Genomic DNA, 18,881 nt, shown 5'->3' with positions numbered 1-18,881 from the left:
GCCGTGTGGATGAGTTGACGGTGCGAGCAACCAAATTCCCGCCCTCGCGGAACTGACTGGCAAAGGCGCGCGACACAGGGGCCCTGGCCTCCACGCTCGCAACCACGTCACTTCCACCCGACAAAGAAAAAGCCCGGCAAACGCCGGGCTCTTTCGTCTGCTTCCACAACGACGCCGATCCCCCAACCGACGTCGCCGTGTATTGCGTCCGCGATCAGCTCTGCGGATTGAAACCGATGGTGCGGCGGGTGGTCACCGGCGCGTCGATCGGCTGGAAGCGCCACTTGCGCACGGCGTTCACCGCTTCGCGATCGAAGATGCGCGCCGGGTTGGAGCGCACCACGCGGGCGGCGGTTACCGAGCCGTCGGTGCCGACCGTGAACTCCACCTGCACCTCGCCCGACGTACCGGCACGCAGAGCTTCCGGCGGATAGCGCGGCGGCGGCATCGACAGCGGACGCAGGTCGCTCGCATCGGCCGTGGCCGGCGTCGCGGCGGCTTGGCGGGCCGCGGCGGCACGCTGCTCGGCAGCGCGTTGGTCGGCCGCACGCTGTTCGGCGGCGGCGCGGTCGGCGGCAGCACGATCCTCGGCCTGCTTGTCGGCGGTGGCCTTGGCCTGCTGGGCGGCCAGCTGGCGGGCGGCTTCTTCCTGCTGCTTCTTCTGGTCCTCGACGCGCTTGCGCTCGAGTTCGACCTTCTTCTTGGCCTCTTCCTCGGCAGTCAGCTGCTGCTGCGTGGCGCGCTTGGCGACCGCGTCCTGCTGCTGCGTGATGCTGGTCTTCAGGCGCGCCAGCGCGGGATGCTGCGCGTCGGCCCGTTCCAGCAGCGCGGCCAGGCGCTGGGCTTCGGTGAAGTCCTCGCGGTTCACGCTCTGCTCGATGGCGATCACCGTCATCGGCAACAGATCGGTCAATGCGCTCGACACGGCGGCGTCCCCCGGCGCCTTGTCCCGCAGCGCCAGGTAGTACTCGACCGCGTTGTCCTCGGCCGGTGCATACAGACGGTTCTCCGCGTAGGCCTTGCGGGCGGCCTCACGCAGCTGGTCCGCGGTCAGGGCCGTTACCTTGGCCGATACGGCGGTTTCCGCCGTTACCGCGGGGGCGGCCGCAGTCGCGGCCGGGGCAGCCGCGCTCTCCTGCGCGGGCTGTTCTTTCTGGCAGGCAACCAGCACGCAGCCCAAGGCCAGCGCGATGGACCACTGCGATACCACGGACAGCCGGCGCGAGGGCCGGGCTATTGGATTTACGACGGTCATTGGCAAAGCTCCCCTGAAGTGCGCCGTCACGAGCACACGCCACTAGATCGCGTGAGCGGGCCGTGTTTGTCAAGCAACGGCGTCCCGCAGCCTACCATCGACAAGGCCGCCCAAGCCGCGCCAGGCGGGTCATCGGCCCTGTTTCAGGAGAGCCCCTCAGCGGGCCGCGCGCACCGATCCACGCAGGGCCCGCCACGGCAGCCGCACACCCAACCCGCCTTCATCGGCAAGCTGGGCCGCCAGCAGGCGCTGGAACGGCGCGAACGCCTCGCTGGCCCGCAGCAGTCCGGCACGGACGCGACGCGCAGGCCAACGGTCGTCGGTGAACAGGCCGACGATGCCGCGCGTGGCCAAGTACAGCGGCAGCGTGGCCCGGCGGTGGCCGCGGTCGTAGCGGGCCAGCAGGGCCGGCGCGCCGATGTCCTGGCCGGACTGCGCCGCGCGACGCAGTTCACCGGCCAGCCGCTCCACGCCGAGCAGCCCCAGGTTGAAACCGTGCGCGGTCACCGGATGCATGCCGACGGCCGCGTCACCCAGCAACGCGAGCCGGCGTGCGGCGAAGCGGTCCGCATAGGTGCCGACCAGCGGGTAGACGTGCCGCTCGCCCACGTCGGAGATCCGGCCCAGGCGCCCGTGGAAGCGGCGCTCCATTTCGCGAGCGAAGCCGTCCGCGTCCAGGTCCTGCACCTCGCGCATGCGCGGCGACGGCAATGTGAGCACGACCGAGGACCGGTGGCCCTGCGGCGCCGCACGGCCCAGCGGCAGCAGCGCCAGGGTCTGCGCGTAGTCGAACCATTCCCACGCGGTGTCGTCGTGTGCGACTTCGTGGCTGACCCGGCACACCAGCATCGAGCGTCCGAAGTCGTACATGCGCGCGCCGATGCCGGCGACGCGGCGCGTTTCCGAGAAGCGGCTGTCGGCGGCCACCAGCAGCCGCGACTCGACGCTGCGGCCGTCGGCGAGGCGCACATGCGCGCGGTCTTCGTGCGTCTCGATGCCGGCCACAGCCACGCCATGCAGCAGCGTGGATTGGGTGCCGTCGGCCACCGCCTCGAATGCGGCCTTGCGGATGCAGTGGTTCGGGATCAGGAAGCCGAGCTGGTCGCGACCGCCGTCCGTGTGCGAGACGCGCATCGGCCGGTCGTCGCCGCCATCGAATACCAGCGCATCGCGCAGCGGATGGATTTCGTCGTCGGGCAGCCGCTGCCACAGGCCCAGCTGTTTCATCAGTGCCTGCGAGCGGTGGGTCAGCGCGATCTCGCGACCATCGAACGCGGGGTCTCGCAGTGCGGCTTCCGGCTGGCGTTCCACCAGCACCGTGCGCAGGCCGGTGCCGGCCAGCGCCTGCGCCAGGCACAACCCGGCCGGGCCGGCGCCGACGATGGTTACATCGGTACGAATGGTTTCCACTGCGCGCTCCTCGTGTTCCGGTCGAGGGCGCACTGTGCCGGCCGCGCGGCGGCATCGGCCTTGACCCGTATCAAGCGGGCGCGAGGCTCACTTGCCGATGCAGAAGCTGGAAAAGATGTGGCCCAGCAGATCATCGGCGTGGACGCGGCCGGTGATCTCGCCGAGTGCGTCGTGCGCCAGCCGCAGCGATTCGGCGGCCAGGTCCAGCGCTTCGCGGTCGAGTTGCCCGCGCGCCTGGCCCAGATACTCGCGCGCCTGCGTGAGCGCATCGACATGGCGCGCTCGCGCGGTGAAGGCGCCCTCGCCCGCCGCGTCGGCGTTGCCCTGCGCAAGCTGGCGCAGCCGTGCGTGCAGCGTCTCGATGCCCAGTCCCGTGCGTGCCGACACGTGCAGCGCGTCGTCTTCCGCAACGCTGCCCGGCGAATCGAGCAGGTCCGCCTTGTTGTGGATCCACAGGCGCAGCGGCACGTCGGCGATGGCGTCCGCCACCGCCGCACGGCCGCCGACGGGATCGCGTGCATCCAGCACCACCAGCGCAAGGTCCGCGCGGGTGAGTTCGCCACGCGCGCGGCGCATGCCTTCGCGCTCGATCGCGTCGCCGCCCTCGCGCAGGCCGGCGGTGTCGACCAGCGTGAGTTCGACGCCGTCGATGCGGATGTGTTCGTGCAGCAGGTCGCGCGTGGTGCCGGCGATGTCGGTGACGATGGCGCGCTCGCTGCCGGCCAGCACGTTGAGCAGCGAACTCTTGCCGGCATTGGGCGGACCGACGATCACCGCATGCAACCCATCGCGCAGCCGCCGGCCGCGCTCGGCTGCCTGCAGCAGTTCGTCGAGGGCACGCGCCGTGTCGGCCAGACGTACCCGCAGCTGCGCGCCGCCGAGTGTCTCGATGGGCTCGTCGGCGAAGTCGATGGTCGCTTCCACGTGCACGCGGATCGCGAGCAGCTCGTCGCCCAGTGCGTCCACGCGACGCGAGAACTCGCCGTCCAGCGCCCGGCGCGCGGCGCGTGCGGCGCGCACGTCGGCCGCGGCGATCAGGTCGGCGACGGCTTCGGCCTGGGCCAGGTCGAGCCGGCCTTCGAGGAAGGCGCGCTCGCTGAACTCGCCCGGTCGCGCCCGGCGCGCGCCGAGCGCGACGCAGCGGTTCACCAGTTCGTGCAGCACGGCCGGGCTGCCGTGTGCCTGCAGTTCGACGACGTCCTCTCCGGTGTAGCTGGCGGGCGCGGCGAAGTACAGCGCGATGCCGTCATCGATGACCTCCTCCTGCGCATCGCGGAAGCGCACGTAATGCGCCTGTCGGGGAAGCAGCTGGCGGCCGCACACGATACCGGCGATCTCCTTCGCACGCGGTCCCGACAAGCGCACGATGCCGACGCCACCGGCACCGGGTGCGGTGGCGATCGCAGCGATGGTGTCGCGGACAGCGTTCATTGCAGCGTCTCGAGTCGTGCGCGGACGGACGCGGCCTGTGCGTCGCCCGGCTGCAGTTCCAGATAGGTGCGGTACGCCTTGGCCGCCTTGGACGAATCGCCAAGTTGGCGATAGGCATCGCCGAGGTTGAGATAGGCCACCGCGCGTGAAGGATCGATCTTCAGCGCGTTTTCCATCCACACCGCGGCCTGCGCGTAGCGCGCCTGACGGTAGTAGACGAAGCCGAGGTTGTTCGCCGCCAGCGCGAAGTCGGGCCGCAGCTTGAGCGCTTCGGTGAACTGCGCCTCCGCTTCGGCGTAGCGCTTCTCGCGATATAGCTGCAGGCCCCGGTCGTTGGCGCGCTGTGCCAGTTGCCGATCGGACGCGTGGCCGCTTGCGGCCGGCAACACCAGCTGCCGCTGCGCGCCCTGCAGGTCCGTCACGGTGACCGGGCTTCCATCCTGCGCGGACGCAGCCGCGTCCACCTTGCCGTTGAGCGCGATCGCATCGGCCGAGAGCTGCTCGGTGCCCGCGTTGAGGAACTCGTCCGCGTCCGGCACCTGGAAGACGAACTCCCCGCCCTGCGAGCCCGGCAGCGAGCCGAACGCCGGCGTCTGCGGCGAGATGCCCGACACCGCCGGCGCGACGTACGCGGCCAGTTCGGTGCCGGTGATCAGGCCGTCGCCATTGAGGTCGCCCTTGCCGGACAGCGCCTGCAGCAGCACCCAGGTGAATACCGAATGCCCGTTCGGCCCGCTGTCGGCGACTTCCTGGTCCGCGCCGCCGGCGGTGAGCATCTGCCGCGCGACGCGCCGGGCGTTCTCGCGCAGGTACGCGGCCGTGCCGCCGCCGCGCGTGAGGCCCAGGCCGCTGTAGCAGGCATCCATCACGAACATCACGTGCTTGGCCGGCAGGCTCTCGGCGATGTTCTGGATGTCGGTCATCGCGATGCCGTCGCTGGCGAACTGCGCGGGATCGGAATCCACCGGAATGATGTAACCCAGCTCGCGGCCCGTTGCGAGGCGGCGCGTGGCGCCGTGTCCGGCGAAGAACACGAAGACGCGGTCGTTGGTGCCCAGTTCGCCATGGCCGAGGCGATCGTGGAAGGCCGCGAGGATGTTGCCGCGCGTGGCGTCCTGGTTCTTCAGCACGATCACCTGCGACGACGGGAACGCGAACTGGCGCGTCAGCGTGTCGGCGATTGCCTGCGCATCGTTGGCGGCGTAGCGCAGGCGCGGCCAGTGCGCATAGTCGTCGATGCCGATGACGATGGCCCACGAGCGCTCATAGCCGGTGGTGACCGCGACGGGCTTGCGATCAGACTGCCGAGTGCGCGCGACGCTGAATTCGCGGCCGTTCCATCCGGCGAACTGGTAACCCTCGGCGGTGAGGCGGTCGAGGATCTGCGGCAACGCCTTGACGGTGCGCTCGTGGATGTCGTGGAACAGCACGATGCCGCGCTGCTGCGCGTGCACTTGGTCGAGCACGCGCTGCACGATCGACTCCGGCACCGGGTCGGCCCAGTCCAGCGAGTCGATGTTCCACATGATCGACTTCAGTCCCGCCTCGCCCAGGATGCGCATACCTTCGGCGTTGCGCGCGCCATACGGAAAGCGGAACAGTGGCGCGCGCTTGGCGTCGATGTCGCGCAGCAGCGTGTCGGTGCCCAGGATCTGGTTACGCAGCGCGTCGCCGGTTTCGCGCGAGAGCTGCGCATGCGTGAGGCTGTGGTTGCCGACCGCGTAGCCCTGTTCGATCAGCTCGCGGCTCAGGCCCGCCATCGGGCCGAGTGTCGCGTGGCCCTGCGCATCCAGGTTTCCGAGGTTGCGCCCGACCTGGAAGAACGTGGCGGGTGCGTCATAACGCTTGAGGATGGCCACGATCTCCTCGGTGTAGGCGCGATGCGGACCGTCGTCGAAGCTCAACGCGATCGTACGGGGCGGCAGGTCGCGCCCGAACACTTCGCGGTCGCTGTCCTTCATCGACATCGGATAGGGCTCGATCACGCCGTGCTCGCGCAGCAACGCGTCGCGGTCGTAACGTTTGCGCAGGTGCGCGACGTAGTCCTCCCACTTCTCGCGTTTGAGTTCGATGGCGCGCGTCGTGTCGAAGCGGCCAAAGATGCGGCTGATCTCACGGCTGTAGTTACGTTCGATCTCGTCCAGCGCCTCCAGATCCTCGCCCACGCGCTGGTGCAGCTTGATGGCCGGCAACGAGGAGTCCTTGCCGACGCGCAGCTGCAGGTCGCGCAGGGTCTCGCGGAAAGCCAGGCGATCCGCGTCGTAAAGATCCGGCGCGGATTCGACATAGTCGAGCAGCGCGGCGAGCGCCGCGTAGCGCCCGGGTTCGGATCGGGCGAGCAACGCCGCGAACTGCGCATCGAGCCGCTCACGGCGTTCCAGGTTCTGGTGGAACAGGCTCTGGCCGATCGCGGTGGCGCTCTGTCGCGTGGCCGGCGACAGCGACTGCTCGTCGGCCAGTAGCACGATGATCCTGCGGTGCGTGTTGACCTGGGCGCGCAGTTCGGCGGCGATGGCGCGGGTGTCGATTGCGTCGGCGCGCGCGGACGCTGGCGCTGGTGCCGCGGCGGCGCCGGGCGAGCCGCCGTCGCGTCCGCCGCACGCAGTGGTCAGGCCCGCCAGGACCAGCGCAAGAACGAGGTGCTGCGGAGCGCGAACGGTTGGCATGAAGGCGAAGAAGTCGCATTGGGTTCGGGTGAACGGAAAAACCCGCCTTGCGGCGGGTTTTCCGGAGTGCGGTGTCGCGGGAGCGCGCATCACTTGGCCTGTGCGGGCTCGTCGCTGTACTTCTTGATCATCCACCACTGCTGCAGCAGGCCGAGCGCGCCGTTGGTGACCCAGTACAGCACCAGACCGGCCGGGAAGAAGGCGAACATCACGCCGAATACCAGCGGCATGAACTGCATCATCTTCGCCTGCATGGGGTCCATGCCGGTGGTCGGGTTCAACTTCTGGGTGAACCACATCACCGCGACGTTGATGATCGGCAGCACGAAGTACGGATCGCGCGAGGTCAGGTCGGTGATCCAGCCGATCCACGGCGCGTGGCGCAGCTCGACCGATTCCGACAGCATCCAGTACAGCGCCAGGAACACCGGCATCTGCAGCAGGATTGGCAGGCAGCCGCCGACCGGGTTGATCTTCTCCTTCTTGTACAGCTCCATCATCGCCATCTGGAACTTCTGGCGGTCGTCGCCGTAGCGCTCCTTGAGCTGCGCGATGCGCGGCTGGAACTTGCGCATCTTCGCCATCGACTTGTACTGCGCCGCCGACAGCGGATACATCGCGAGCTTGATCAGCAGCACCAGGCCGACGATGGCCCAACCCCAGTTGCCGACCAGGCGGTAGATCTTCTCAAGCACCCAGAACAGCCAGCTGGCCAGCGTCGCCATCAGGCTGTAGCTGCTGAAGTCGACCGCGCGATCCAGGCCCGGCACGTTCTGCGCCTCGATCGCCTTGACCAGCTTGGGGCCGACCCAAAGGCGTGCCTCGGTGGAGGCCGTCGCGCCGGGCGCCACGTTGACGCCGGGGCCGACTTCGCGGATCACGTAGTTCGTGCCACCCGGACCCTGCACGGTGGCCAGCGAGAAGGTGCCGGTGTCGTTGCTGCCGGGGATCCACGCCGCGAAGAAGTGGTGCTGCAGCATGCCGATCCAGCCGCCCGTCACCTGCTTGTCGAGCGTGCCGTCATCGACGAAGTCGTCGTACTTGCGCTTCTCGTACTTGTCGGTGCTGGAGTACCACGCGGCGCCCTGGAAGCTGTACTGCTCGGCGCTCATCGGGCCCTTCTTCACCAGTGCGCGCGGCACGCGGCTGAGCTGGCGGTAGACGCTGCCCTGCCACGGCTCGCTGCCGGCGTTGATCACCTCGTCGCGCACGTTCACGACGTAATTGCTGCGACCGAAGGTGAAGGTGCGGCGGATCGTCACGCCGTTCGGGCCCGTCCACACGAACGGAACCTCGACGGCCTTCGCGCCGTCGGCGAGGACGAACTCGCGCGTACCGCCCTCGGGCACGAAGCCCGACAGGTGCGTCGGCGTGGGGCCCTTGTTGCTGACCCAGCCGGTCTGCGCGACGAAGAAGTTGGCCGGGTCCTGCGCGAACAGGCGGACCGGCGGGCTGTTGTCGTCTGCAGTGCTCGGGTATCCGATCAGGTCCGCCTGGCGCACTTCACCGCCGTCGAGCACGACCTTCAGCACGTCGGTGGTAACGGTGACGGTCGGCGCGGTTGCCGCGGCGGCGCCCGGGTTTGTTCCGGCTGGCGCGGCGGGGGCGGCAACGGTCGGGGCGTTCGGCACAGCGCCCGGCACCGCCGGGTTGGTCGGGACGGCGCCCTGCGTCGCGGGGGTGGTCGTGGCGGCGGCCGCCGGCGGTGTCGCCTGCTCCTTGCCCCACTCCATCCACAGCAGGGTCGCCACCATCAGCCAGGCGAAGATCAGGAAGACACGGGTCTGGTTCATGGGCGACAGGCAGGCTCAGCCGCGCTCTTCGTGCGGCGTGGGAACGGAAGGGGAAGCGGCCGGCATTGTGCCGGGCGCGGATGGCAGGGGCAAACCGGCTGGCGCGGGCAGCGCACCGCATCGGGTGAGCAGACCGCGCAGGGCGGTGGCGAGTTCCTCACTGCTGGCGCGTGCGGCCGGCGGCCGCGCGACCACGACGTAGTCGCCCGCGGCGAGATCGCTGCGCAGGCGGCGGAATGTGTCACGAAGCACGCGCTTGATGCGGTTGCGGCCCACGGCGTGCGGATCGACCTTGCGCGACACGGCCAGTCCCAGTCGTGCGGGCTCCGCGCCGCTCTGCCAATGCAAAGCCAGCACGGGCAGCGCCACGCGCCGCCCGTGCTGGAAGATTCGGTCGAAATCGGACTTCGCGCGAACCCGCGCGCTGCGCGGGAAGCGGGCCGACGTCATCTACGACTACCGGCGCAGGCCGGTCGGCTGCCTAGGCGGCAGCGCTTAGGCGCAAAGACGCTTGCGGCCCTTGGCACGACGGCGGGCGAGGACCTTGCGGCCATCGGCGGTCGCCATGCGGGCACGGAAACCGTGGTCGCGCTTGCGCTTGAGGTTGCTGGGCTGGTAGGTGCGCTTGGTGGCCATGGTCCGGCTCTGCGTAAACGGCGAAAATGGACCGCTGATTCTAGCGGCCTTCGGTTATCCCGGTCAACCTGGTGTCCCAGGCGGCGCGCAAGTGTACGGCACTCAGGGACTGTGGCCGACGGACACGCGCTGGGCACAGTCCTTCAGACAGCCGGATCGAGGAGGCTACAGCCCCCTGAGTCAGGGGGCGATTCGCGCGAAGCGCGGATGGGGGTGTGGCGACACGCAGGTGGGGCCCGAAGTTCGCAAGGCGAACTTTGGGGCTTGCCCGCAAAGCGGGCGAGCCCTGTGGACTACCTGTTCACGAGCCTGTGGACAAGTCCTGTTCCGCGCCGGGTCGCGGTGATAGTCTGCCCCTACCCCCTGACCCGTTCGCCGCGATGCGCGCATCGCGCGGCGGGACGCTTTTCGCCATGGTCCGGCCGGCGCCACGCGCCCGGCGGCCACAGAGAACAAGATTTCCGATCGATGGATGCCTGGCCCCGCTGCCTCGAACGCCTTGAAGCCGAACTGCCGGCCGAGGATGTCCACACCTGGCTCAAGCCCCTGCAGGCGACGCAGCGCGACGACACGACGGTGCTGTACGCGCCCAATGCCTTCGTGGTCGAGCACGTGCGCGAGCGCTACCTGGCCCGGATCCGCGAGCTGCTGGCGCATTTCGCCGGCAGCGGCGAGGTCAGCCTCGAGATCGGTTCGCTGCCGCGTGCCGCCACACCGGCGCGGGAACCGGAGTTCACCGCCACGCCGATCCGCGTCTCGGCGCCGATGGCCGAGCCGTTCAACGGCCACCTGGACAACCACTACACCTTCGAGAACTTCGTCGAGGGCCGCAGCAACCAGCTCGGCCGCGCCGCCGCGTGGCAGGCCTCGCTCAAGCCCGGCGACCGGGCCCATAACCCGCTGCTGCTGTACGGCGGCACGGGGCTGGGCAAGACCCACCTGATGTTCGCGGCCGGCAACGCCATGCGCGCGGCCAATCCGAACATGCGCGTGCTGTACCTGCGCAGCGAGCAGTTCTTCAGCGCGATGATGAAGTCGCTGCAGGACAAGACCATGGACGCCTTCAAGCGGCAGTTCCAGCAGGTAGATGCGCTGCTGATCGACGACATCCAGTTCTTCGCCGGCAAGGACCGCACGCAGGAGGAGTTCTTCCACACCTTCAACGCGCTGTTCGACGGCAAGCAGCAGATCATCCTGACCTGCGACCGCTACCCGCGCGAAGTCGAAGGCCTGGAGCCGCGCCTGAAGTCGCGCCTGGCCTGGGGCCTGAGCGTGGCGATCGAGCCGCCGGACTTCGAGACGCGCGCGCAGATCGTCCTGTCCAAGGCGCGCGAGCGCGGCGCGCACATCCCCGAGGAAGTGGCCTTCCTGCTGGCCAAGAAGATGCGCAGCAACGTGCGCGACCTGGAAGGCGCGCTCAACACGCTCGCCGCGCGCGCCAACTTCACCGGCCGAGCGATCACGGTGGAGTTCGCCCAGGAAACCCTGCGCGACCTTCTGCGCGCGCAGCAGCAGGCCATCGGCATCCCCAACATCCAGAAGGTCGTGGCCGACTACTACGGCCTGCAGATCAAGGACCTGCTGTCCAAGCGCCGCACGCGCTCGCTGGCGCGTCCGCGCCAGATGGCGATGGCGCTGGCCAAGGAACTCACCGAGCACAGCCTGCCGGAGATCGGCGACGCCTTCGCCGGCCGCGACCACACCACCGTGCTGCACGCCTGCCGGCAGATCCGCACGTTGATGGAGACCGACGGCAAGCTGCGCGAGGACTGGGACAAGCTGATCCGCAAGCTCAGCGAGTAAGCGCTGTCGCGCGTGCACGCACGACGAAGCAAACGCGACGGCGCCGATACATACTTATCCTCAGGAACAGCGGGGCAAGCCATGTATCGTGCGGGCACAAGTTGTGGACAATTCGGACGCCCCGCCGGCGCGGTAGAGTTGTCCACAGTTTGTCCGCCGGTTGCCCGGCCGGTTCTACCGAAGTTTCATAAGCAATAAAAATCTTCAGAATCAAAAGCTTGAGATGGTTTTCCCGGCTTTTGCGCCGCTCCATCACCACCATGCTTTTGATTTATTCCACATCCTAGTAAAGGCAAGGGGACGGGGTCCGCATGCGTTTTTCCCTCCAACGCGAAGTCTTTCTCAAGCCGCTCGCCCAGGTCGTCAATGTCGTCGAGCGCCGCCAGACGCTACCGGTGCTGGCCAACCTGCTGGTCCAGGTGAAGGACGGACAGCTCTCGCTGACCGGTACCGACCTGGAAGTGGAGATGGTCTCGCGCGTGTTCGTCGATGACGCGCAAGACGGCGAAACCACGATCCCGGCGCGCAAGCTGTTCGAGATCGTTCGCGCCCTGCCCGATGGCAGCAAGGTGACCGTCTCGCAATCGGCCGAAAAGATCACGGTGCAGGCCGGGCGTTCCCGCTTCACCCTGGCGAGCCTGCCGGCCAACGACTTCCCGTCGATCGACGAGGTCGAGGCGACCGAGCGCGTGCGCGTGCCCGAGGCGTCGCTGAAGGAACTCATCGAGCGCACCGCGTTCGCGATGGCGCAGCAGGACGTGCGCTACTACCTCAACGGCCTGCTGTTCGACCTGCGCGAAGCCGGACTGCGCTGCGTGGCGACCGACGGTCACCGTCTGGCGCTGTGCGAGTCGCCGCTGGAGAACGGTGCCCAGACCAAGCGCCAGATCATCGTGCCGCGCAAGGGCGTGCAGGAGCTGCAGCGCCTGCTGGAAGGCGGCGAGCGCGAGCTGGAACTGGAGATGGGCCGCGGCCATCTGCGGGTGAAGCGCGACGATGTCACCTTTACCAGCAAGCTGATCGACGGTCGCTTCCCGGACTACGAGGCGGTGATTCCGATTGGTGCCGACCGCGAGGTGCGGATCGATCGCGAGGTCCTGCGCGCATCGCTGCAGCGCGCCGCCATCCTCTCCAACGAGAAGTACCGCGGCGTGCGCCTGGAGGTGTCGCCCGGCCAGGTGAAGATCAGCGCGCACAATCCGGAGCAGGAAGAGGCGCAGGAAGAAGTCGAGGCGGATACCAAGGTCGACGACCTGGCCGTGGGCTTCAACGTGAACTACCTGCTCGATGCGCTGAGCTCGCTGAAGGACGAGCACGTGATCATTGCCCTGCGCGACGCCAATTCTTCGGCCCTGGTCCGCGAAGCTGGCAACGAGCGCTGCCGCCACGTGGTGATGCCGCTGCGGCTCTGATCCGCCACGTTCCACGTGGAACACGACGCCCGGCTCCGGCCGGGCGTTTTCGTTTGGGCGCTCCGCTAAACTGACCGCAATGCACGTTACCCGCCTAGAGCTGCGCCATCTGCGCCGCTTCGAAGAACTGCGCCTCGACCCTGCTCCCGGCCTGAACCTGATCACAGGGGACAACGGCGCGGGCAAGACGTCCGTGCTCGAAGCCCTGCACCTGATGGCGTACGGGCGCAGTTTCCGTGGGCGGGTGCGCGATGGCCTGGTTCGATCCGGCGATCCGGCCTTGGAAGTGTTCGTCGAGTGGCACGAGAACCCGACAGGGCGCGGCGAGGGGGCCCGGACGCGACGGGCGGGTCTGCGGCACAGCGGGCAGGACTGGACCGGCCGCCTGGACGGTGAATCCGTCGCCCAGCTGGGAGATTTGTGCGCCGCGCTTGCGGTTGTGACCTTCGAGCCGGGTAGCCATGCGCTGATCATGGGTGGTGGCGAATCCAGGCGGCGGTTTCTGGATTGGGGTTTGTTCCACGTGGAACAGGGCTTCATGCCGGTCTGGCGTCGATACGCCCGGGCCCTGAAGCAACGCAATGCCCTGCTCAAAGGGCGAGCCCCCGAATCGCAGCTCGACGCCTGGGACCGGGAGCTGGCGGAGGCCGGCGAGCCGTTGGCCCGCTATCGCGAGCGATACCTGGACGAGCTGCAACCCCGATTCGCCGGGCTTCTCGACGAACTCGCACCGGCCCTGGGACCCAGCCGGCTCGAATACATGCCCGGCTGGCGACGGGAGGAGCTCCCTCTGGCGGACGCGCTGCTTCTTGCGCGCAGCCGTGATCTTCTCGCCGGCTACACCTCGGTCGGACCGCACCGGGCCGACTGGCGCATCGAGTTCGGCGCCTTGCCGGGTCGGGAGGCGCTCTCCCGGGGCCAAGCCAAGCTCACCGCACTGGCTGCCCTCCTTTCGCAGGCCGAGCACCACGACGCCGTGCACGGGGAATGGCCCGTGGTGGCTCTGGATGACTTGGCGTCCGAGCTTGATCGCAATCATCAGGGGCGCGTATTGGCGCGTCTGAGCGCCAGTCGCGCCCAGACATTCATCACCGGTACGGAGCGTCCGCCGGGCATGGTCCCCGGGCTGCCGACGACCACGTTCCACGTGGAACAAGGACGCTTGATCGGCCTCTAGCAGCCCGCGCGGCAGGCCACAGGCCCGGAGTCAACTGGCGTCGTGGAATGGGCTGCTATACTCCCAAACCATATAGCTAATGTGTCTCGGCGCCTCACCGCAGTGCGTCGACGGAGCCTGTTGCCGCATGACCCACATCGAGCACGATCCCTCGCAAGACCCTTCCACCGTTCCCACCCCCTCCCAGACCTACGACTCCAGCAAGATCACCGTGCTGCGGGGTCTGGAGGCCGTGCGCAAGCGTCCGGGCATGTACATCGGTGACGTGCACGACGGTACGGGCCTGCACCACATGGTGTTCGAGGTGGTCGACAACTCGGTCGACGAGGCCTTGGCCGGCCACGCCGACGACATCGTCGTGACCATCCACGAGGACGGCTCGGTCTCGGTGCTGGACAACGGTCGCGGTATGCCGGTCGACATCCACAAGGAAGAAGGCGTGTCGGCGGCCGAGGTGATCCTCACCGTGCTGCATGCCGGCGGCAAGTTCGACGACAACAGCTACAAGGTGTCCGGCGGCCTGCACGGCGTGGGCGTATCGGTGGTCAACGCCCTGTCCGAGCACCTGTGGCTGGACGTGTGGCGCGACGGCCACCACCACCACCAGGAATACGCGCTGGGCGAGCCGGTGTTTCCGCTCAAGCAGCTGGAAGCGTCCGACAAGCGCGGCACGCGCCTGCGCTTCAAGCCGTCGGCGGCCATCTTCACCGACGTCGAATTCCATTACGACATCCTGGCGCGCCGGCTGCGCGAGCTGTCGTTCCTCAACTCCGGCGTCAAGATCACCCTCATCGACGAGCGCGGCGAAGGCAAGCGCGACGTCTTCCAGTACGCCGGTGGCATCGCTTCCTTCGTCGAGCACCTGGCGCAGCTGAAGAACCCGTTGCACCCCAACGTGATCGCCGTCTCCGGCGAGCAGAACGGCATCACCGTGGACGTGGCCCTACAGTGGACCGACGCCTACCAGGAAACGATGTTCTGCTTCACCAACAACATCCCGCAGAAGGATGGCGGCACGCACCTGGCCGGTTTCCGCGCCGCGCTGACGCGCACGCTTTCCAATTACATCGAACAGAACGGCATCGCCAAGCAGGCCAAGATCAGCCTGTCGGGCGACGACATGCGCGAAGGCATGATCGCGGTGCTGTCGGTGAAGGTGCCGGATCCGAGCTTCTCTTCGCAGACCAAGGAAAAACTGGTCAGTTCGGACGTGAAGCCGGTCGTTGAAAGCACGTTTGGCGCGCGTTTGGAGGAGTTCCTGCAGGAACATCCCCAGGAAGCCCGCGCCATCTGCGAAAAGGTGGTCGACGCGGCCCGTGCGCGCGAAGCCGCGCGCAAGGCGCGCGACCTGACCCGCCGCAAGGGCGCGCTCGACATCGCCGGCCTGCCCGGCAAGCTGGCCGACTGCCAGGAGAAGGACCCCGCGCTGTCCGAGCTCTTCATCGTCGAGGGTGACTCCGCAGGCGGCTCGGCCAAGCAGGGCCGCAACCGCAAGACGCAGGCGATCCTTCCGCTCAAGGGCAAGATCCTCAACGTCGAGCGCGCGCGCTTCGACCGCATGCTCGGCAGTGCGGAAGTCGGCACGCTGATCACCGCGCTCGGCACGGGCATCGGCAAGGACGAGTACAACCCGGACAAGCTGCGCTACCACCGCATCATCCTGATGACCGACGCGGACGTGGACGGCAGCCATATCCGCACGCTGCTGCTGACGTTCTTCTACCGGCAGATGCCGGAGCTGATCGAACGCGGCCATGTCTATATCGGTCTGCCGCCGCTGTACAAGATCAAGCAGGGCAAGAACGAGCTGTACCTGAAGGACGACGCGGCGCTGGACGCCTATCTGGCGAGCAACGCGGTTGAAGGTGCGTCGCTGGTTCCGGCCGCGAACGAACCGGCGATCGATGGCGCAGCGCTCGAGAAGCTGCTGCTAGCCTATGCCGGCGCGCGCGAGGCGATCGGACGCAACGCACACCGCTACGACCCGAGCGTGATCGAAGCGCTGATCGATTCGATCCCGCTCGACGCCGCCGCGCTCGCCGACCACGCCGCGCTGCGCAGCGAGTTCGATGCGCTCGAAGCCCGCCTCAATCGCGGCGGCCTGGGCAAGCCGCGCTACAAGCTGGAACTGCATGAAGGCAGCGGCCAGCCGGCGCTGCTGGTCAAGCGCATGCACATGGGCGAGGAACTCACCCAGGTGCTGCCGCTGTCGATCTTCGAAGCCGGCGAGTTGCGTGCGGTGCGCGAGGCGGCGGCGCAACTGCACGGCCTGATCCGCGAAGGCGCGCAGATCGTGCGCGGCAATCGCGCGCAGCCGATCGACAGTTTCGCGCAGGCGCAATCATGGCTGATGGACGAAGCCAAGAAGGGTCGCCAGATCCAGCGCTTCAAGGGCCTGGGCGAAATGAACCCCGAGCAGCTGTGGGAAACCACGGTCAATCCGGAAACCCGCCGCCTGCTGCAGGTGCGGATCGAGGACGCGGTCGCCGCGGACCAGATCTTCAGCACGCTGATGGGCGACGTGGTGGAGCCGCGCCGCGAGTTCATCGAGGACAACGCGCTGAAGGTCGCCAACCTCGACGTCTGACCCGGCTTGTCCCGCGAGCCTGCCCGTGCGGGCTCGCGGCATGTCCGTGTGCGGGCCGGCCCATTGACGGCCCGTTAATCCAGCCGACGCTACAACCCCAGCAGCCCCCCGGGAGCCCTGCCGATGAAGCCCATCCTGCTCGGTCTTGCGATCGCCGTGGCCGTGGCCGCCTGCGCCACCACCACCTCGCCGACCGGCCGCAAGCAGTACGTCGGTGCCGTGCCCCAGGCACAACTCGACCAGCTCGGCGCGCAGGCCTTTGCCGAAGCCAAGGCCAAGCAGAAGCTCAGCACCGATGCGCGTAAGAATGCCTACGTGCGCTGCGTGGTGGACGCGATCACCCGCGAACTCCCCGCCGGCTGGCAGACCCAGTGGGACGTGGCCCTGTTCGCCGACGACTCCCCGAACGCCTTCGCCCTGCCCGGCGGCAAGGTCGGCGTAAACACCGGCATCTTCACCGTGGCCAAGAACCAGGACCAGCTCGCGGCGGTGATCGGCCACGAGATCGGTCACGTCGTCTCGCGCCATCACGACGAGCGGATCACGCGCCAGCAGGGCACCTCGACCCTGCTCGGTATCGGCAGCGCCATCCTTGGTTCGGCCTACGGCTCCGGCGCCGCCAACGCGGCCAGCCAGCTCGGCGGCACCGCCGCCCAGACCTTCTACCTGCTGCCCAATTCGCGCACCCAGGAAAGCGAGGCCGACGTGGTCGGCCAGCAACTGGCGGCCAAGGCCGGGTTCGATCCGCGCCAGGCGGTGAACCTGTGGCAGAACATGATCGCCGCGGGCGGCAGCCGCCCGCCGCAGTGGCTCTCCACCCACCCGGACCCGCAGTCGCGCATCAGCGAACTCAATGCCCGCGCCGCCAGCCTGATGCCCACTTTCGAGCAGGCACGCGCTTCCGGCCATACGCCCAAGTGCGGCTGAACCACCAAACCAGACACACAAACCCCGTATCCCTGGCGCGCGCGTTTCTGATAGCGTGACGCCCCCCTGGCCTGGTGCCACCCCGTCCCGCCCGCTCCCGTGCGGCAGCAGATTTGAGGTGCTCGATGAACAAGTTCTCCTTCCGCAACCGCAGCGTCCTCGCGGCGGCGATCGGTGCGGTCCTGGTGTTCGGTACGGTCAGCCAGGTCGAGGCGCAGACGGCCCAGGATCGCGCCGAACAGCGCCGCGCCCGCAATGCCGACAAGCAGCAGGGCGCGTCGAAGGGCAAGGCGGCCGTCGATTATCCGGAAGCCACGCGCAAGGCCGAGGCGAAGGCATCGTCCAAGGCCTCGCCGAAGCTGCAGAAGATGGTCGACCTGTACGACGACGACAAGGCGCAGGAAGCCATCGCCGCGGCCAACGAGATCATCGCCAACCCGGCGTTCAACGCATACGACCACGCCTTCGCCGCGCAGATCGCCGCGCAGGCCTCGTACGACAACGACGATGCGGCGGCTGCCAAGAAATACCTGCAGCAGGCCATCGATTTCGACGGCCTGGACAACAACTCGCATTTCGGCGCGATGTACATGCTGGCCCAGCTGCAGCTGCAGGACGACCAGTACGCCGAATCGCTGAAGACGCTCGACCGCTTCTTCGCCGAGACCAAGAGCACCAAGCCGGAACAGCTGGTGGTCAAGGGCAACGCGTTGTACCGCCTGGAGCGCTACCCGGAAGCCGCCACGGTGCTGAAGCAGGCCATCGACGCCAGCCCGGATCCGAAGCCGGAATGGCAGCAGCTACTGATGGCGACCTACGCCGAATCGGGCAACGCCGCCGAGGCCACCCGGATGGCCGAAGCCGTCGCCGCCAAGAACCCCAACGACAAGCGCGCCCAGATGAACCTGGCCGCCGTCTACCAGCAGGCCGACATGCTCGACAAGTCGGCCGCCGTGCTCGAGAAGCTGCGCGCCGCCGGCCAGCTCACCGATGACCGCGAATACCGCCAGCTCTACGCGACCTACCTGAACATGGACGGCCGCGAGAAGGACGCCATCGGCGTCATCAACGAGGGCCTGCAGAAGGGCATCCTCAAGCCGGACTACCAGGCCTACGTGGCCCTGGCCCAGGCCAATTACTTCGCCGACCAGTTCGGCCCGGCCATCGACGCCTACAAGAAGGCCGCGCCGCTCGCGCCGGACGGCGAGACCTACCTCAATCTCGCCCGCGTCCTGTGGCAGGAAGACCGCATCCCCGAGGCCAAGGAAGCCGCCAAGCAGGCTGTCGCGAAGGGCGTGAAAAAGCCCGAGGACGCCAAGAAGATTCTCGCCCTGCCGGGGAAGTAATCGGCAAAGCGAGTGCACCGATTTGCGCTTGGTTCCACGGGCGCAATTTGGTATATGCTAGGAGGTTCCCGCGACTCGAAGCAGCCGCGGGAACCGCAACCGACGGCCCGAGGCGCCCTGGCGTCCGGAAACACCTCCCGAGCTACGGCGCATGACGCAAGACCTCGAAATCCACGCTAGAAAAGACGACGACCGCGAAGGTCTGAACTGGGCGCGCATCGCCGGTATCACCATCGCGATCGCCTTCCACGTCGCCGCCCTGCTCCTGCTGCTCGCTCCGATGGCTCCGCCCGCACAGCAGCAGCAGGAAGAGGACGTCACGTTCGTCAACCTCATCAAGCCGCCGCCGCCGCCCCCGCCGCCGCCGCCGCCGCCGCCGGAGCCGCCGAAGGAGCTGAAGCCACCGCCGAAGCTCACGCCGCCGCAGCCGACGCCGCT

General features: G+C 68.1%; 13 protein-coding genes and 1 pseudogene. 7 read left to right on the top strand and 7 right to left on the bottom strand.

The features are described 5' to 3' along the window. Positions 1–214 precede the first annotated feature (214 nt). The 7 genes from VFE83_RS10220 to rpmH form a co-directional block, all read right to left on the bottom strand. Entirely contained in the window at positions 215–1,255 is a 1,041-nt protein-coding gene (locus tag VFE83_RS10220) for an energy transducer TonB (RefSeq protein WP_324905727.1), read from the bottom strand. Between the two features lie 156 nt (positions 1,256–1,411). Further along, a complete protein-coding gene (gene ubiM / locus VFE83_RS10215; RefSeq protein ID WP_324905947.1) occupies positions 1,412–2,656 on the bottom strand; it encodes a 5-demethoxyubiquinol-8 5-hydroxylase UbiM in 1,245 nt (414 codons plus the stop codon). A 96-nt stretch (positions 2,657–2,752) separates the two neighbouring features. After that, complete coding sequence (gene mnmE, locus VFE83_RS10210; protein WP_324905725.1) at positions 2,753–4,096, bottom strand: tRNA uridine-5-carboxymethylaminomethyl(34) synthesis GTPase MnmE; 1,344 nt, start codon at positions 4,094–4,096, stop codon at positions 2,753–2,755. After that, a complete protein-coding gene (locus tag VFE83_RS10205) occupies positions 4,093–6,762 on the bottom strand; it encodes a polysaccharide deacetylase family protein (RefSeq protein WP_324905723.1) in 2,670 nt (889 codons plus the stop codon). The genes mnmE and VFE83_RS10205 overlap by 4 nt, the downstream gene beginning before the upstream one ends. An 89-nt stretch (positions 6,763–6,851) precedes the next feature. Then, on the bottom strand, positions 6,852–8,555 hold the full coding sequence (yidC, locus tag VFE83_RS10200) for a membrane protein insertase YidC (RefSeq protein ID WP_324905721.1): 1,704 nt from the start codon (positions 8,553–8,555) through the stop codon (positions 6,852–6,854). A gap of 15 nt (positions 8,556–8,570) precedes the next feature. Next, entirely contained in the window at positions 8,571–9,005 is a 435-nt protein-coding gene (gene rnpA, locus VFE83_RS10195) for a ribonuclease P protein component (RefSeq protein ID WP_324905719.1), read from the bottom strand. 45 nt (positions 9,006–9,050) lie between these two features. After that, positions 9,051–9,191, bottom strand: a complete 141-nt coding sequence (gene rpmH, locus VFE83_RS10190) for a 50S ribosomal protein L34 (protein ID WP_036139660.1) — start codon at positions 9,189–9,191, stop codon at positions 9,051–9,053. A 468-nt stretch (positions 9,192–9,659) separates the two neighbouring features. On the opposite strand from rpmH, the gene dnaA reads away from it, so the two are divergent. The 7 genes and pseudogenes from dnaA to VFE83_RS10155 all read left to right on the top strand — a co-directional run. Then, positions 9,660–10,994, top strand: coding sequence for a chromosomal replication initiator protein DnaA (dnaA, locus tag VFE83_RS10185; RefSeq protein WP_324905715.1), 1,335 nt, complete (start codon positions 9,660–9,662; stop codon positions 10,992–10,994). 311 nt (positions 10,995–11,305) lie between these two features. Then, entirely contained in the window at positions 11,306–12,406 is a 1,101-nt protein-coding gene (gene dnaN / locus VFE83_RS10180) for a DNA polymerase III subunit beta (RefSeq protein ID WP_324905713.1), read from the top strand. Between the two features lie 79 nt (positions 12,407–12,485). Next, entirely contained in the window at positions 12,486–13,583 is a 1,098-nt protein-coding gene (gene recF / locus VFE83_RS10175) for a DNA replication/repair protein RecF (protein ID WP_324905711.1), read from the top strand. Between the two features lie 127 nt (positions 13,584–13,710). Further along, on the top strand, positions 13,711–16,170 hold the full coding sequence (gene gyrB, locus VFE83_RS10170; RefSeq protein WP_324905709.1) for a DNA topoisomerase (ATP-hydrolyzing) subunit B: 2,460 nt from the start codon (positions 13,711–13,713) through the stop codon (positions 16,168–16,170). A gap of 123 nt (positions 16,171–16,293) precedes the next feature. Next, on the top strand, positions 16,294–17,097 hold the full coding sequence (locus tag VFE83_RS10165) for a M48 family metallopeptidase (RefSeq protein ID WP_324905707.1): 804 nt from the start codon (positions 16,294–16,296) through the stop codon (positions 17,095–17,097). A gap of 125 nt (positions 17,098–17,222) precedes the next feature. Then, positions 17,223–18,443 carry a tetratricopeptide repeat protein gene (locus VFE83_RS10160; RefSeq protein WP_324905705.1) on the top strand — a complete coding sequence of 407 codons (1,221 nt, stop codon included), beginning with the start codon at positions 17,223–17,225 and terminating at the stop codon, positions 18,441–18,443. A gap of 151 nt (positions 18,444–18,594) precedes the next feature. Continuing rightward, positions 18,595–18,881: pseudogene (locus tag VFE83_RS10155) on the top strand (energy transducer TonB); the annotation flags it as partial.

The organism is Lysobacter sp., assembly GCF_035655815.1.
GTDB lineage: Bacteria > Pseudomonadota > Gammaproteobacteria > Xanthomonadales > Xanthomonadaceae > Lysobacter_J.
Note: the sequence above shows the minus strand (reverse complement) of the source record. Positions and strands in the feature narration are given on the sequence as shown.

Excerpts from the sequence above, each read along its gene's own strand:
- VFE83_RS10220 (WP_324905727.1), bottom strand. The coding sequence starts at position 1,255 with ATGACCGTCGTAAATCCAATAGCCCGGCCCTCGCGCCGGCTGTCCGTG.
- mnmE (WP_324905725.1), bottom strand. The coding sequence starts at position 4,096 with ATGAACGCTGTCCGCGACACCATCGCTGCGATCGCCACCGCACCCGGT.
- VFE83_RS10205 (WP_324905723.1), bottom strand. The coding sequence starts at position 6,762 with ATGCCAACCGTTCGCGCTCCGCAGCACCTCGTTCTTGCGCTGGTCCTG.
- yidC (WP_324905721.1), bottom strand. The coding sequence starts at position 8,555 with ATGAACCAGACCCGTGTCTTCCTGATCTTCGCCTGGCTGATGGTGGCG.
- rnpA (WP_324905719.1), bottom strand. The coding sequence starts at position 9,005 with ATGACGTCGGCCCGCTTCCCGCGCAGCGCGCGGGTTCGCGCGAAGTCC.
- rpmH (WP_036139660.1), bottom strand. The coding sequence starts at position 9,191 with ATGGCCACCAAGCGCACCTACCAGCCCAGCAACCTCAAGCGCAAGCGC.
- dnaA (WP_324905715.1), top strand. The coding sequence starts at position 9,660 with ATGGATGCCTGGCCCCGCTGCCTCGAACGCCTTGAAGCCGAACTGCCG.
- dnaN (WP_324905713.1), top strand. The coding sequence starts at position 11,306 with ATGCGTTTTTCCCTCCAACGCGAAGTCTTTCTCAAGCCGCTCGCCCAG.
- recF (WP_324905711.1), top strand. The coding sequence starts at position 12,486 with ATGCACGTTACCCGCCTAGAGCTGCGCCATCTGCGCCGCTTCGAAGAA.
- gyrB (WP_324905709.1), top strand. The coding sequence starts at position 13,711 with ATGACCCACATCGAGCACGATCCCTCGCAAGACCCTTCCACCGTTCCC.
- VFE83_RS10165 (WP_324905707.1), top strand. The coding sequence starts at position 16,294 with ATGAAGCCCATCCTGCTCGGTCTTGCGATCGCCGTGGCCGTGGCCGCC.
- VFE83_RS10160 (WP_324905705.1), top strand. The coding sequence starts at position 17,223 with ATGAACAAGTTCTCCTTCCGCAACCGCAGCGTCCTCGCGGCGGCGATC.